The following is a 14806-nucleotide window of genomic DNA, read 5'->3' as shown; positions in this document are numbered from 1 at the left end:
ATGTCAAACTCAAAAGGCTAAACAGATCGAGACCTCACAGGTTTTGAATACCTGTGAGGTCTGTCGCTATTTGAAATCAGGTCTTCTTTTTTAGGTCAAGTAGCGCAGCGCCTTACTGCCGCAGGCCGGGTCTTAAGTCTCTATTCCTAAGCATTCAACTCCTTCATGATCTCCGCAAACAATTCGTAAGATCGTATCCGCTCCTGCCCATCATAAATATTAGTGACTGCGATAAGTTCGTCGGCTTGGGTTTTTGCCATGAATGCTTTGACCTGAGCCTTTACTGTGGCTTTACTGCCTATAAAAGAATACTTCAGCATTTGGTGTACTTGCGGGTGCTGCATAATTTCTTTCAACTCATCGGTCATCGCTGTTGGCGCTTGCACGTAATCCCGTTTGCCAGTGAATATGCCCACAATCATTCGGATTAAAGAGGTGGACAAACGCTCAGCTTCTTCATCGGTGTCGGCAACAATGATATTCACACCAGCCATGACATAAGGGGTTTGTAATTCGTTTGAGGCTTGAAATTCGTCGCGATAAATGCCTATAGCCTCCATCAAATGGGTGGTCGCAAAGTGGCTGGCAAAGGCATAGGGCAAACCTTTTTTTGCAGCCAAATGGGCACTATCTGTACTGGAACCCAAAATATAGATGGGCACATCAACGCCTTCTGCCACCGTGGCGCGGACTTTAGAACTTGCATTTTCTGCGGAAAAATAGGTTTCGATCTTATCCAATTCCTTGGGAAAGGAATGTGCGGCCTGCATAAAATCGGAGCGGATGGCTTGTGCTGTTTCTCGGTCGGTTCCTGGTGCTCTGCCCAAGCCTAGATCAATTCGGTTGGGATATAGAGAAGCCAAGGTGCCAAATTGTTCAGCAACAATCAGCGGCGAATGGTTGGGAAGCATGATGCCTCCAGAACCGATGCGAAGCGTTTTGGTGCCTTCAGCGACATAGCCAATTAAAATGGAGGTGGCACTACTGCCTATATTGGGCGCATTGTGATGCTCTGCCAACCAATACCGGGTGTAACCAGAAGCTTCGGCATGTTGCGCCAATTCCAGTACGTTGGTATAGGTTTGTTTGAGTGTATGGCCTTCAGAAACCAAGGCAAGGTCTAATATGGAATAAAGTGTGGGTTGTATTTTCATAAAATGATAAGGACTTATAATGTTCAGCGTAAAAGAGCAAATAATATACCAATTTAAACGGAAACTTTAAAGTCATGCCTTTAATGAAAACATTATGAGGTTTATCATTTGGCAATGCGCTGAAGCATTACTGCTTCAGAAGAATTACATCTAACAAATACACGCATTTTATCGGTCAGAAACCTTTTCCAAAGGCTTGATATTTTGATTTACCCTAAACAAATTCCGAGGATCGTAAGTGGTTTTAATCTTGACCAATCGCTCGTAATTGTGCTTGTAACTGGCTTTGACACGTTCTTGACCCTCTTCCATCATAAAATTGGAATAAGCACCACCTGCAGAGTAGGGGTGCAATGCTTCATAGTAAGATTTACACCAGTCTGTGATTTTGGCCGCATTCTCAGGGTCAGGATCCACCCCCAAATACACGCCTGCATATTTGGCATCCCGATACGCCCACGGGGTTTCTTCTGCCCCAACCCTACTCGCTGCTCCAGAAATGGGATACAAATGCATTTGAGAAAGCGGAGTTGGTATTGCCGATCCAAATTTTAAATGTACCGCGCTTACTTCTGGACCTAGTTCGTTGAAAAAATCGGCCCTCCAATACCAATGCAGCCCTTCTGGAAAGAAGCCATCAAACATGGTTTGTAAAGCGGGATAAGACATTTCGCCAACATGTGCGAATACGGGCTTGAGCGCTAACACGTCTTTAAAGATTGCTTCAAATTTATCAGGTTCTCCCAAATAACACCAAATGATACCACAGAATTTTTTATTGTGCAAAGCTTCTGGGAATGGAGATTCTGGGATGATCATGGTGGTTAGAAAACCGGTTAAATCTTCTGGACCTTCTTGTATGAAGGCGTCATACCATGCCATTATGTCTTCTACCTGTTCAATAGGCCATAAGGTGGGACCTCCTATAAGCATTTTTACTGGATGCGCTTGAAATGTAAAGGAAGTCACTACCCCAAAGTTACCGCCACCACCGCGAATGGCCCAAAACAAATCCTTATGTTCTTTGGCATTTACAGTCACAAAAGAGCCATCGGCCAAGACCATATCTGCTTCCAAGAGATTATCAATCGTGAGTCCATATTTTCGTGTTAAATAACCAACGCCACCGCCAAGTGTCAAGCCGCCAACGCCTGTTGATGAAATCATTCCAGAGGGCACAGCCAAACCAAAGGGATGTGTTGCTTGATCAACTTCATTCCAAATAGTGCCACCTCCAACTTTAACGGTATTATTTGAGACGTCAACGTCCACAGATTTGATTCCTGATAAATCGATGACCAAGCCGTCATTACAAACGCCTAGCCCTGCACCATTATGACCACCGCCTCTAATTGCAATCAATAAATTGTGGTCTCTTCCAAAATTCACAGCCGCGATCACATCATCAACATGTTCACACATGGCGATTAGCCCCGGCCGTTTATCGATCATGGCGTTGTAGACTTTTCGTGCGTCGTCATAATCGACATCGGATGGAAAAATCAATTTGCCTTTCAACTGGGCGGCAAAGGTTTTTAGATGCTGTGGATCGATTGTTTTTGCTGAATTTTTCATGGTTTTGGTATTGAATTAATTAGTGAAATTGGAAACGCATTCCGTTTCATGGTAATACTTGTTTTCGCCCTTAGTCCTAAGTCGTAAATCTTAGGTCTTAGGTCTTACGTCCTACTTTCTACGTCCTACTTCCTATTGCCTACTTCCTAAATGCTCTATAACACTTGGCCTTAATAGTCGTTATTTAAAAGAACATCCTTTATTTTGCGATTTTCGAAAAAGGCAGAATCATGGGTACTTTTTGTTGGTAATCTTCATAAGCTTTGCCCAATGTTTTGCGCAAGTCTTTTTCTTCTAAATACTTTACGGCTATCAAAATATAGAGGCTTGTGACGCTTGCAAAAAGCAAGTGCCCTAGGGTCATTACTGGCGTGAACCAAAAAGCAATGATAAATCCAAGCATGATAGGATGCCTCACGATTTTGTATAAGAAATTGGTTTGAAATGTTGCCGATTTTGAAGTCCTACTCTTAAAATTATCAAAGATTTGAGTTAGGCCAAATAGTTCAAAATGACTGATCATAAATGTAGAAAGCAATACAATTAGCCATCCCAGCGCAGAAATCCCGAAAATGAGCATGGCTAGGGTACTGTTACCAACCTCCCAAACCACTGTATTGATGGGCTGCCATTTCCAAAATATTAAAAGCAACGCAAGGCTGGTCAATAAAATATAGGTGCTTCTTTCAGCGGCTTTTCCTATTATTTTTATCCACCATGCTTTAAAAGCAGGACGTGCCATCACACTGTGCTGAATCGCAAAAATACTTAAAAGTGAAAGGTTGATGATGATGGCCGAAAGTCCTGTACTTTCTGTTTCTGAATTGATGGTTTTGGGCACCAAGAAATCACCAACAAATGCAATGGCATAAAGAAATGAAATCAGGAAAACGAGATAGGCAATTAGACCATAAATAAGGACGATGAACTTTTTCATGATATTTGGTTTTTTAATGTATCATCAAAAGTAAGGTGGAATGATTTTTCTTCATTCTACATTTAGACCAAATGAACATAGTTTTAGATCAACGAATATTAAAGTCTAACTAATTGTAAGGCAGTGATTTATTTTTTATTTAGGGAAACTTGACGGAAGAATTCCATATTTTTTATGGAAACATTTCGAAAAATAAGCAGGACTGCTAAACCCGATTTGATAGGCAATTTCAGCAATATTATAACTTTGCTTTTGCAGCAACTCCAAAGCTTTGTTTAATCGATAATCCCTTAAAAAATTGTTGGGAGATTTACCAACCAAATGCATCATGCTTCGGTATAACCGGGATTTGCTGTAGCCCAAATTCGCTTGGAAATCATTGACGCTTGTTGCATTATGTGACCATATTTTTTCCGTGTAATCCATTAACAGACGTATAAAATTTTCTTCGGAAGGCTTCAGTACATTTATTTCAGGATGTTTGGAAATGGATTTATTTTGATTCTCCCCTTCGTAAAGATCTTTAACTGCTGTGGTAATTGTAAAATTGCCTTCAGCCATATCACTTAAGGAATCGGAAGTTTTGATGTTATCTTCAAAAAGACCTTCTTTTTCAGTCACGGGAAGACCAGCACTGATGCCGATCTTGAACACTAAATCTGGCGTAATGACCCAATTATGGGAGTCTTGAATGTCAATCCCACAGTGTATGGCTTCGGTAACCGATTTAAAAGACATCAAAAAGGTATAGCCCTCTTGTCTTACAAGCCGTCCGTTATATTGGGAGGTCAGCGTATTTATGGTACTGGTATATCCCCTGAGCGCTGCATTGAGTATGTTTTTTTGAGAAATTCTTAGGCTTATTTGCTTAATTTTTACTACTACAATGGTTCTAAAAGCGGGATCGTTAATGATGTTGAGTTTGGTGTTTTTGGATTTTTCGGGATCTTCGATGCGACCCAAGAAAGATTCCACAATGGTGTCATTAACTTCAATAATACGTTGTGGGACAGCACCATGAGAGTTTTGATGCAAATCTACCACCGCTTGTTTGTTGGGCGCATCAATTAAACAGAATGCGGTTTGCCTTTTTTCGTCACACCAATAGGTCAAACCTCGACAACAATATTTATGTTCTATATCTAAATCTGCCTGGTGCATTTCTGCAACATGTTTTGCGGAAACGCCATCGGGAAGATCATGGAAATCCATAAATAGTGGCATGTGCTTGATTTTGAATCCAATATACGATATTTTTCTATCATGAATTTCATTTGGGAAATTGATAGGTCTCAATTCAGCTGAAAGAAATTTCAGTTTTCCAAAAGTTCGCGCTCAATCTGATGCAAAAACACTTCATCCAGACGCTCCACATAAGCTTCATTCATGCCGTAGCCGATGTGTTTTTTGGCCAATTCAAAATTGGTTTTGGCTATAGTTGGCTCGTTTCGTGATTTGTAGATCAGTCCAAGCTGATAATAAGCCTCCGGAAACTGCTCCACCGAAGCTAAAGCCTTGTTGTAGTAAATAATGGCTGTGTCATAGGCTTGCATTTCGGCATAGCATCGTCCTATATAAAAGAAAATCATATAGTTGTCTCTACTGTCAAAGCCCAATTTTTCTTCTTCAGTGTTCACGCGTTCAAAGTTGGCAATGGCAGCGTCAAAATCACCGAGCTTATAAAGTGCCTGCCCCTTATGGAACCCACAAGGCTCTCCCCAACAGGCATTATAGGCATTCCCAGTAATTTTTTCAATCAAGTCCACATCCCTTACCACCCCTTCATAATCCCGATAATAATAGAGTAAGGTCCAAGCGCGATATTCCAGCGCATCGGCCTTCCCATTGGCGGTATCAATGCTTACCGCTGTGTTCAACACCTCCATGGCCTTGATGTGTTCTCCCACTTTTTTATAGGAATAGGATAGCCTTTGTCTATAATCCACGTTCTCGGGTTGCACCAAGAGCGCAGAATCTTTGTATGCCCTGTATAATTCTGAAGGCTGCAAAAAATAATTGCTCATTTGGTGGTAGCGCTCTGCCAAATCAGCTTTTTCCTCATCTTCTAGCTGCGTAAAATCCACAGGGGTCTTCTTGTTGTTGCAACTAAGCAAAACACTTAGGAAGGCAACAAATATTAGAGTTTGTTTTAAGGACATAGATCTGTGATTTTTCCGTTACCTATTTTAAACATCAAAAAGGCGTGCACATCTTGGTAATCTAGATGTGCCAATTGGGATTGGGAGGACGGCCAATCTTCCAATTGACTTACTTTCTTTAAAATATGACTTACCAGTGCCTTCGAAAAAGACGTTTTTTGGTAATTGCGGTCCATCTGTATCAAACCAAATTTACCAAGCTTAGCCTGACAGTTGATATTAAAGTGAACAATGACGTATCCAGAAGCAGAATCGGTTTTTGGGAGGTCAACATTCAAAAAATCCATCAGGTACTGATTTCCTTTGTTGAAAGTCACATCATCCCCAAAATAATACTCCCCTTGATACCCATCAAAACAGTCTGCATAAGAAGTCGCCTCATCAGCTAATGCCAAAAATTGAGTTGGATCCATGGCCTGCTTTTTAAAAGTGATGGTTTTGATTTCTCTGGAAGAAAAGTCTTTCAGTTGAATGCTGCCATCTTCCGCAGCGATGATTTGATAGATTGGTTGCGGATTATCAGCTTCTTTTTGAAATGAAAGGAAGCAGGACTCCCCTACTTTAAACACACTGAAGGCTTTCGTTTCAAATTCTGAAACCGTCTTCAAACCTTGATAATAGTAACTCGTGATGATGCTAAGACTATCTGCACTAAAATGCATGAGCTGTTTAATATCCAAATCGGTGTTTGGAGTTGTATTTTCGTCCGCCACAAGATCATAGCTCCAAATAGCATCCTCAAGACTCGTTCTGATGGCTTCAACATTTAAGTTCGTCACTGAAGCTATTTTCTCAAATTGCGCGGCGTTCTTTAATTTGGGTCTACCTCTAAAACGTCTAAATGTCAAGCTATCTTTCAAATCGTAAGCCATAAACCCCTGCTTGCTTACTCGGAATATTTTAAATTTTGATGTTTTGAATTCAAGTTCAGAAGAACTGCTTAGACTTTCGTGCTCCACCTTATCGAGCAAATCTCCCCTGCTATTATAAAAATAAACGGAATCCTTTTTCTGCTGAATAAGATACGGATAAGGCACCAACTGGTCGCTGATGCGATACCTTCCGATAAATGTGCTGGGAACTTCATTTTCAGTACCGTCACAACCGGTCAATAAAAACAGCGCCATCAAAGCTAAAGGAAAAAACTTCATGGATTGGGGAGTTAGAAATCGTTTAGACTTGGGCTAAAATACTGCTTTTTTTAATTTAACCTTTAAATTCTGAAGCCGTTTTCCTATGGAAGCAGTATTGGACCTAATCCCATTGTTATAAGCGAAAATTGAGATGGTTTCAATCGCTCTACCAACTTTTAAATACCTCATGGATAGTAAATAGATATTCCCTAGATGGTCCATGCATAGTCCATGTGCAATACATCGAAACATTGCAGCCCAATATGCCCATTTTTTAAAAAGAAAGACATGGCGTTGACGTGAACTAAAAAATCAAATGGAAAAGCTTAGGCAACTCCTTTTTTGAGATCCCTAAATTCAAATTTTGTAACCTCTGCCAAATCGGCAGCCAATTTTGGAATGCACTGTTGTTGGCATTTCATAGGCCAGCAAACATTGACTTTCAAATCCTTTTTTTTGAATTCTAGAGATTGGAATTGGAGTTTATTTATTGGGATTTGGGATTTTCATTTTTGGAATTAAAGCAACCTATAATTCCGTTTTAAGCTTTTGATAGGCTTCCATCAATGTTGGAAAACTTATAAGTGCACCAGCTTCTTGCAACTGTTTCGCAGTGTATTGGGTCAAAATTCCCACCGGAAACATGCCAGCCTCACGTGCCGCCGAAATGCCCACCAGACTATCCTCGAACACCCAACTGTTTTGAAACTCCGATGGCTTGATGCCCAAGTGTTTTGCTAAAGTTATGTAGGCTTCAGGATGCGGCTTGGGATACGTGTAATCTTCAAATCCAAAATAAACCTCGAAATCAATCTCCAATTGGGCAATGCTTTTCCCCACATAGTTACGGTTCGCATTACTGGCAATGCCGTACGGAATCCCCTGCTGCTTTGCGAATTGCTGAATGGCGTTAACCCCAGGCAATAAAAGAGGCGGCTCGACGGCTTCCTCAAGAAAAGCCTGTTTTTTCATCAGTAATTCATTCGCCCGGTCTGGCGCTCCCTGAGTTTCAGCAAAAAGCGCAGCAATGAGTCGTGGTGCTTTGCCAGCGTAGGCATCGCGATTCAAAACGGGAAGCTCTTTTTGAAACAGACTTTCAAAAGCAGCACGCCATGACCAACCATGGATTTGAAAACTATTTACAACAACGCCATCAAAATCAAATAGCAACGCGTTGGGTCTTGTAATCCTCTGGGTTTTCATTTAAAAGTGCAGTTGTATAAGCGTTTAAGAATTTGTTGCTGGGATCCATTTGCTTCCGCAAAATTTTGAAATCCTCCCATTTTGGATATAGTTTTGATAATTGGGCATCTTTGGCCTGAAAGCGTTTGCCCCAATGTGGCCGTCCACCGTGTTTTAAGAAAATACGCTCAACGGTTTCAAACGCTTCGTAAGTATCTGCAGTGGCGGCATTTCGAGAGACACAGCCCATCGTTACGGTATCTTGGCCATAGGCATAACTCAACCAAGACTGGTCTTTTTTTATAAAACGCACATCCATGGGAATGTGTACAAATGATTTGTTGGACCAAGCATTGAGTTCGCTCTTGATTTCTGCAAACACCTGCGGAAATCGATCCAGAGCCACCGTCCATTCTGCCAATTCCAAAGTGGAACCTCTTGATTTGGTTACGGTCGCTTGGTATAAAGACCCCTTATGCTCTTTTTTAGAGGAGAAAAAGAGGCGGTACAAAATTTTATTGGCAAGAGCAGTCGTCCATGCAAAGCGATGTGAATATTGGTATAGGAATTTTGATACCGTCCTGCGATGTTTTAGATATTTAGGTCCCAATTTGGTTTGTACCGGCGTTGCTGCATCTATTTTATCGCCTTTTATCACATAGCCACTACCAGTATGCGGCAGCCATAAGATTCTTAGAAAGTCGTGTTTTTTGAGATTGGTTTTAATTTCAGATAGCCATTGTTCATCCTTTTCTGGGCCTTCCTTAAGGTGCAATTGATAGCTGGGTTGACATTGGAAAGTAACTTCAGAAATAACGCCGAGCATCCCAATGGCCACCCTGAGCGCATCCATCAAAGGATCCTTTTCTGTAACTTCTTCAATCGTACCGTCTGCAAGTACTACATGACATGCGCACATGTATTGTGCTAAAATAGAACCACTTGTACCGTGAGTGCCAGTCGCCAGTGCACCACCTACCGTAATGGTATTGATGTCTGGCAAGCAGGGAATGCACCAACCCAAGTCTTCAAGTTTTTCGAGCAGGGTGCTCAATCGCATGCCCGACTCTACCGTGATGCGCATGTTCTTTTTGTCAATGCTCAACATCTTGTCGTAAGCGCGCATATCAATTAGCGTGTCTGCCCCGGCGCTGATATCTGCGGAAGATTGCTTGTTCCCGAAAATCTTGATGTTTTCTGAAGCGATAATGATTTGTTGCAGCTCCTTTTCTGAAGTTATTGTGTGTAATTTCTTGTAGGAATGTTGGATGTTCTCGTTCCAACTCTTCCAGATTTTTTCGTTGTTCATAGCTTTGCAAAGATCTTGAATATTTCGCGGAATATTCCTAATTATCTCAATTAATCCTTCGAGAAAATCTTTTTGAGCACAGCCTTAATCATTGCTATAGCTTAATGGATTCCTACTGAAAGCATTCAAACTGCAAGCATATCCGTAATATTGATTGGCCATGCATCTTCTTTTGAAGTGCACTTAAAAAACATCAAAAATGTGTGATTATGGCTTCAAATACTTTTGAAAGCTCTTTTTTAATTAGTTGAAATGTTATCTTTACAATTCAACCAATCCGAAGTTTAAACGCATGCAACAAATCAAAGCCTATCTCGAACAAATCGCGACCATATCGTCAGAAGATTGGGCATTTTTTATGTCCAAATTGCAGAGACGGGTCATTCCGAAGAAAACGGTATTCCTCAAACTCCATGCGATCGAGAATCATATCTCGTTCATAGAATCTGGTGTGGTGCGCTTATTCATTCCGAAGGAAGACAGTGAAAAGGAAATTACCTTTGGCTTCAGTTTTAAGAATCAATTTGTAAGTGCCTATGATTCTTTTTTAACCCGGCAGCCTTCCGCATACCAACTGCAAGCCTTGAACGAAACCACGCTACTGAGCATCAATTATGAGGATTTGCAGGCCGTTTATAAAACCACACAAATAGGAAACCTGATCGGGAGATTGACCGCAGAACGCCTATTTCTCATCAAGTCCAGCCGGGAACAAAATTTATTGAACCTTTCCGCAGAAGAACGTTACGTGAAAATATTCAAGGAACGTCCGGAATTGCTGAAAGTGATTCCCTTGAAATACATTAGCTCCTACATTGGCGTCACCGCACAGGCCCTGAGTAGAATAAGAAAACGGATTTAGTTTGAAATTTTGAACCTGTTTTAATTCAATGATCAAACCTGTTTTTTGTTGCAAATACATAGTTTGGGGATGAGGCATTTGGATTTGCCATTAGGCATTAGGGATTAGGGATTAGGGATTTGGAATTTGGAATTTGGAATTTTAGCTAGGTTGAAGCTTATTTGGTCAAAAATAGATAGGCTTATCACAAACAGCTCCCATTTGGAACCTCATAATTCCTTTTCGCATTACCCGTAACCCATTTTCTTGTCTTAGGTTCATTGTTTGGCACGTTTTCTGCATTTATCTTTGTAAAAAAAGCTATGATTATTATACTATTTGTCTTAGTCCTCTGGTATGGCGGACTCTTTTTCCAATCATTCTTCTTACATCGTTATGCCGCCCACCAAGTTTTTACCATGTCTAAATCTATGGAGCGCTTGACATTTGTGCTCACTTGGATTTTTCAAGGCGCCAGTTACCTAAGTGCTTATGGGTATGGCATCATGCACCGCATGCACCACGCTTATACAGATACCGAACAGGATCCCCACTCACCTTCCCATGATGCCAACGTGTTTGCCATGATGTGGAAAACCAAAAACGTGTATCAGGATATCAACCAACAACGCATCGTTGTGGATCAACGCTTTACCAAAAACGTTCCCCAATGGAAAAGTTTTGATTCCTTTGCCAGCTCCCGTCTTTCAAGATTGCTGTGGATTGGCCTTTACATTCTATTCTTTGCCTTTTTTGCAACCGCTTGGTGGCAATGGCTATTATTACCGGTCACTCTATTTATGGCGCCTATTCATGGTGTCATCATCAATTGGTTTGGCCACATTTATGGGTATGTCAATTTTAAAATGAAGAATACCAGCAAAAACTTATTCCCATTTGATTTTTTAATGATGGGCGAAGGCTACCACAACAACCACCATAAATACGCGAGTCGTGCCAATTTTGGCGTGAAATGGCATGAAATTGACATGACCTATCTCATCATCAAGGTTTTGGATGCTCTTGGGTTTATTCAATTGAAACCAATTCCGGTTAGAAAATAAAACCCCTACTGTTTTTACAACCCTCAAAGTTTTAGGTTAGGAATCAAGGTGAGATTACACACAAATTCACTTACTAGGGAAGACTATGCTGGTAGGATTCAAGATATAGATGTTAGCAGCAATGATTTAAAAAATGAAATTGAGCACATAAAAACACAATCTGAAGACACCATCGATAAAGTTTAAGATTTGCTGAAATGAGGGTAAAAGAGGGACGCTTAAAATAATGCACCTACTTTAATGGCTTCTAGCACTATGCCCTGCTAAACCTTGAATTACTCCACTGAAACTGGATCAAAAAAAGCTTCTGGTAATTTATAGTTTCTTTAGGAGAACTAACAGGCTATTTGTTGAAATCCATTCCGCAGAAATTGACCTTTTGAGCTATCTCAAAATTACTAAGAGGCATATGTTTTCCGTAGCGATTTTCAATCTGTCATGAAAAATATGAGCTATTATCTTCAGCGTAAATCTGCGGGATAAATGATGTTTTCGACACAAGAATTAAGCTGCCGTATTTAAAATAACGATCAAGGCCAGTATTGAAATGAACATCCAAATGCCAATAGCCAGCGCCAACGGTTTAAAACCTACCGTTTTTATCGTGCTAAAACTCAAAGTGGAACCTATGAGGAATAAGACCAAGGTAAGCGCCATTTTTGAAGTTTCCACAATATATGCTGATACCCCATCTACTCCTGGCAAGTAGGTATTTGCAATTATTGCTAAAATAAACAAGCCAATGAAATAGGGGATTTTGACGTTTTTCAGGTTTCCGCTGCCAAACATCGTAAATACGAGCGACAACGGAAGAATCCATAAAGCGCGCGCCAGTTTTACGGTCGTTGCGGTTTGCAAGGCTTCGTGACCGTAAACATCGGCGGCACCTACCACAGAGCTCGTATCATGAATCGCAATTGCGCTCCAAAGTCCGAACTGGTGCTGAGACATCTCCAATAGATGCCCAATTGGTGGAAACGCGAACAGGGCCACGGCATTAAGCACAAACACAATCCCAACGGCGACCGAGATCTGTTTGGCATCGGCCTTTATAATTGGCGCAATGGCAGCGATGGCGCTACCCCCACAAATCGCTGTACCAACCGAAATGAGCTGTGTGATTTTTTTGTCAATGCCCAATAATTTCCCAATAAGCAAACCTAAACTTAAGGTCAATAGAATGGAACTCACGGTAAATAGAAACCCTTCCCTACCTGCCGAGAGTGCGCTGTCCACGCTCATCCCAAAGCCCAGGCCAATCACGGCGACCTTTAGTAACCAACTGACGATTTTGCTGCTTTTTTCAGGATAAGGATTTTTTAAGAATTGCGCCATAATAATCCCCAAACCCAATGCCAATGGTGCAGAAACAAACGGCAACAGGCATAACAGCGCCAATGCGAAAAAGATGAATTTGGCACTGAGTTTGTTAGGTTTGGCAGCATTGAAGCTTGACATGGTTTCAAGAGGTGTGAGATGCATAACAAAGGTATTGCTTGTCACTGCGGAAGCCTAATGATAAAAATTGATGAATTATAAGTTAATGTTATAATGATGTTGAATAAACTGAAGGAACAGTTGCGACAAAGAGGATTGGTGGCCGTGTTTGAAAATGATATTAAAGGGTCTTTCAATACTAAAATTCTCAACATCCACAATACCGAGGTCGCCCGAAGCTAATTCGTCCAAAACGGAATTCACGCTTAAAAACGCCACACTTTGCCTGTCTTTTAAATAAGACTTAATGCTTTCTGAACTTCCCAAATGAATTTCCACCTGCAGCGCGGTCATTGGAATCCCAATGGCTTTGAGCGCATTGCTGATAAACTCCAAAGTGCCTGAGCCTTTTTCCCTAAGAATCATGGGCAAACTTTGCAGGTTTTTTGAAGTGATGGCCTTAGCATTGTAAAGTGAATGCCCTTTGGCAACAACCAAGACAATTTCATCCCTTAGAAATTCATGGTATGCCAATTCCCTGTTTTTGGACTGGCCTTCAATAAAGCCAATTTCAGCATTTTGTTGTAATAGATTCTGCTCGACTTTTTCAGTATTATCGCTATTTAAACTGATTTTTATCTTGGGGTATTTTTTTCTGAAATCGGCCAGAACCATAGGCAAAACGTATTGTGCAATGGTGGTGCTCGCTGAGATGCGCAACTCACCTGCGGTTTTATCTATTAGCGCATTCATATCAAACTGCAACGCTTCGTGCAGACTTTTAAGCCGTTTGCTATGCACCACCAATAAATCTCCAGCCTTAGTCAATGCGATGCTGTTGCCCTTGCGCTCAAATAATTTCTGGTTGAAGTGCTCCTCCAACAATTTAATATGACGTGTGATTGCAGGCTGCGTGATGTGTAAATCCTCGGCTGCCTTAGAAAAACTCAGTCGCATCGCGACGCTTAGAAACACTTGTAATTTATAGTCGAACATTATAAACAAAAGTAATACTTATTCATGGAAACTGCTTTTAATACCTGAAATTTGATTTTTGATTTTTGATTTTTGGCTTTTGGCTTTTGAAATTCGAAATTTAGGTTTTAGGATTTGGCTTTAAGCGTTTCGTTTTAACAACAAAACCCACCCTCATTGAAGGCAGGTTTGGAATTTGAAACTTTAATTTTAGAATTCACAGCTTTGTTTAGTGTCCATCTTCAGTAACCAAATGGCTTTTTGGTAATCCCATGGCAAATAAATCGGTTTTCACGGCATCCATCATGGGCTGTGGCCCGCAGAGATAAACGTTTTTATTGACATCCAGATTGTGCTTTTCTAAAAACTTTTGGGAGATGTAACCTTTTGCATAAGCCTCATGCTCTTCATCAGATAAAATACAGTGCAAATCCTCGCCCAACCAAGCTTCAAGATTGTTTTTATAGATGATGTCCTTTGCTTCGCTATTCGCAAAAAACAACTTGTTTCCCTCAAGTTGGTCTTTCTGCAGAAGATCTTTGAGGATGGCAATAAACGGTGTAACCCCAGCTCCCCCTGCAATAAAACTACCTTGACCTTGATAGTTGATGGCTCCCCAAACATCGCCAACAATCAATTGATCACCCACCTTTAAATTTGGCAGGTGTTCGGTCATGCCATTGTGGGAAGGATATACTTTTATGGTAAATTCCAATTCGTCATCATCGGGCAAATTGGTAAAAGTAAAAGGACGCTTTTCATCCCGAAGCCCATCCTTGTCGATAGCCATCATAGTAGCCTGCCCCGGTTTAAAGGTAAAGCCTTCTGGTTTTTCGGTCAAGAGCCGAAGTACATTATGTGTTACAAATTCTATTTTTTTGAGTTTTATTTTCTGTTCCATTTTTATTGGTTTTAGCTTTTGCTGTTTGCTCATAGCATATTAATATTTATTTTTGTCTAGCCTCTAGCCTCTAGCCTCTAAACTCTAAACTCTTTTTTCACTACCAACTACCCACTACCTACTACCTACTACCCACTAC

Annotated in this window: 14 protein-coding genes; 3 read left to right on the top strand and 11 right to left on the bottom strand. The window is 40.9% G+C overall.

Annotated elements, in window-relative coordinates:
• Positions 1-146: 146 nt before the first annotated feature.
• The 8 genes from ESY88_RS06115 to ESY88_RS06080 form a co-directional block, all read right to left on the bottom strand.
• Positions 147-1154: an LLM class flavin-dependent oxidoreductase gene (locus tag ESY88_RS06115; protein WP_147086581.1), complete on the bottom strand. Its 1008-nt coding sequence runs from the start codon at positions 1152-1154 to the stop codon at positions 147-149.
• A 168-nt stretch (positions 1155-1322) separates the two neighbouring features.
• Positions 1323-2729: an FAD-binding oxidoreductase gene (locus ESY88_RS06110; protein WP_147086582.1), complete on the bottom strand. Its 1407-nt coding sequence runs from the start codon at positions 2727-2729 to the stop codon at positions 1323-1325.
• 199 nt (positions 2730-2928) lie between these two features.
• Positions 2929-3666 carry a methanethiol S-methyltransferase gene (gene mddA, locus ESY88_RS06105; protein ID WP_147086583.1) on the bottom strand — a complete coding sequence of 246 codons (738 nt, stop codon included), beginning with the start codon at positions 3664-3666 and terminating at the stop codon, positions 2929-2931.
• A gap of 135 nt (positions 3667-3801) precedes the next feature.
• Positions 3802-4890 (bottom strand): nickel-binding protein, encoded by a 1089-nt coding sequence (locus ESY88_RS06100; RefSeq protein ID WP_147086584.1) that lies wholly within the window; start codon positions 4888-4890, stop codon positions 3802-3804.
• Between the two features lie 89 nt (positions 4891-4979).
• Complete coding sequence (locus tag ESY88_RS06095) at positions 4980-5825, bottom strand: tetratricopeptide repeat protein (protein ID WP_147086585.1); 846 nt, start codon at positions 5823-5825, stop codon at positions 4980-4982.
• A complete protein-coding gene (locus ESY88_RS06090) occupies positions 5816-6976 on the bottom strand; it encodes a hypothetical protein (RefSeq protein ID WP_147086586.1) in 1161 nt (386 codons plus the stop codon). The genes ESY88_RS06095 and ESY88_RS06090 overlap by 10 nt, the downstream gene beginning before the upstream one ends.
• Before the next feature lie 510 nt (positions 6977-7486).
• Positions 7487-8161 carry an HAD family hydrolase gene (locus ESY88_RS06085; protein ID WP_147086587.1) on the bottom strand — a complete coding sequence of 225 codons (675 nt, stop codon included), beginning with the start codon at positions 8159-8161 and terminating at the stop codon, positions 7487-7489.
• Complete coding sequence (locus ESY88_RS06080) at positions 8118-9449, bottom strand: D-arabinono-1,4-lactone oxidase (protein WP_147086588.1); 1332 nt, start codon at positions 9447-9449, stop codon at positions 8118-8120. The genes ESY88_RS06085 and ESY88_RS06080 overlap by 44 nt, the downstream gene beginning before the upstream one ends.
• 292 nt (positions 9450-9741) lie before the next feature.
• Between ESY88_RS06080 and ESY88_RS06075 the strand changes: the two genes are divergently transcribed.
• The 3 genes from ESY88_RS06075 (at position 9742) to ESY88_RS20885 (ending at position 11540) form a co-directional block, all read left to right on the top strand.
• Positions 9742-10311 carry a Crp/Fnr family transcriptional regulator gene (locus tag ESY88_RS06075; RefSeq protein ID WP_147086589.1) on the top strand — a complete coding sequence of 190 codons (570 nt, stop codon included), beginning with the start codon at positions 9742-9744 and terminating at the stop codon, positions 10309-10311.
• Between the two features lie 302 nt (positions 10312-10613).
• Positions 10614-11354, top strand: coding sequence for an acyl-CoA desaturase (locus tag ESY88_RS06070; RefSeq protein WP_147086590.1), 741 nt, complete (start codon positions 10614-10616; stop codon positions 11352-11354).
• Positions 11355-11402: 48 nt separating this feature from the next.
• On the top strand, positions 11403-11540 hold the full coding sequence (locus ESY88_RS20885; RefSeq protein WP_189702533.1) for a hypothetical protein: 138 nt from the start codon (positions 11403-11405) through the stop codon (positions 11538-11540).
• Positions 11541-11858: 318 nt separating this feature from the next.
• Here ESY88_RS20885 and ESY88_RS06065 read toward each other — a convergent pair whose 3' ends face one another.
• The 3 genes from ESY88_RS06065 to ESY88_RS06055 all read right to left on the bottom strand — a co-directional run bounded on the left by ESY88_RS06065 (position 11859) and on the right by ESY88_RS06055 (position 14667).
• Positions 11859-12812, bottom strand: a complete 954-nt coding sequence (locus tag ESY88_RS06065; protein ID WP_147086638.1) for a YeiH family protein — start codon at positions 12810-12812, stop codon at positions 11859-11861.
• Between the two features lie 75 nt (positions 12813-12887).
• Positions 12888-13787, bottom strand: coding sequence for a LysR substrate-binding domain-containing protein (locus ESY88_RS06060; RefSeq protein WP_147086591.1), 900 nt, complete (start codon positions 13785-13787; stop codon positions 12888-12890).
• A 208-nt stretch (positions 13788-13995) separates the two neighbouring features.
• Positions 13996-14667, bottom strand: a complete 672-nt coding sequence (locus ESY88_RS06055; protein WP_147086592.1) for an FAD-binding oxidoreductase — start codon at positions 14665-14667, stop codon at positions 13996-13998.
• Between the last annotated feature and the right edge of the window lie 139 nt (positions 14668-14806).

The sequence above is a fragment of the Subsaximicrobium wynnwilliamsii genome, from assembly GCF_007997225.1.
Lineage (GTDB): Bacteria > Bacteroidota > Bacteroidia > Flavobacteriales > Flavobacteriaceae > Psychroserpens > Psychroserpens wynnwilliamsii.
Note: the sequence above shows the minus strand (reverse complement) of the source record. Positions and strands in the feature narration are given on the sequence as shown.

Coding starts and splice junctions, on each gene's coding strand:
- ESY88_RS06070 (WP_147086590.1), top strand. CDS start 10,614: ATGATTATTATACTATTTGTCTTAGTCCTCTGGTATGGCGGACTCTTT.
- ESY88_RS06060 (WP_147086591.1), bottom strand. CDS start 13,787: ATGTTCGACTATAAATTACAAGTGTTTCTAAGCGTCGCGATGCGACTG.
- mddA (WP_147086583.1), bottom strand. CDS start 3,666: ATGAAAAAGTTCATCGTCCTTATTTATGGTCTAATTGCCTATCTCGTT.
- ESY88_RS06095 (WP_147086585.1), bottom strand. CDS start 5,825: ATGTCCTTAAAACAAACTCTAATATTTGTTGCCTTCCTAAGTGTTTTG.
- ESY88_RS06100 (WP_147086584.1), bottom strand. CDS start 4,890: ATGCCACTATTTATGGATTTCCATGATCTTCCCGATGGCGTTTCCGCA.
- ESY88_RS06065 (WP_147086638.1), bottom strand. CDS start 12,812: ATGTCAAGCTTCAATGCTGCCAAACCTAACAAACTCAGTGCCAAATTC.
- ESY88_RS06055 (WP_147086592.1), bottom strand. CDS start 14,667: ATGGAACAGAAAATAAAACTCAAAAAAATAGAATTTGTAACACATAAT.
- ESY88_RS06090 (WP_147086586.1), bottom strand. CDS start 6,976: ATGAAGTTTTTTCCTTTAGCTTTGATGGCGCTGTTTTTATTGACCGGT.
- ESY88_RS06110 (WP_147086582.1), bottom strand. CDS start 2,729: ATGAAAAATTCAGCAAAAACAATCGATCCACAGCATCTAAAAACCTTT.
- ESY88_RS06115 (WP_147086581.1), bottom strand. CDS start 1,154: ATGAAAATACAACCCACACTTTATTCCATATTAGACCTTGCCTTGGTT.
- ESY88_RS06075 (WP_147086589.1), top strand. CDS start 9,742: ATGCAACAAATCAAAGCCTATCTCGAACAAATCGCGACCATATCGTCA.
- ESY88_RS06085 (WP_147086587.1), bottom strand. CDS start 8,161: ATGAAAACCCAGAGGATTACAAGACCCAACGCGTTGCTATTTGATTTT.
- ESY88_RS06080 (WP_147086588.1), bottom strand. CDS start 9,449: ATGAACAACGAAAAAATCTGGAAGAGTTGGAACGAGAACATCCAACAT.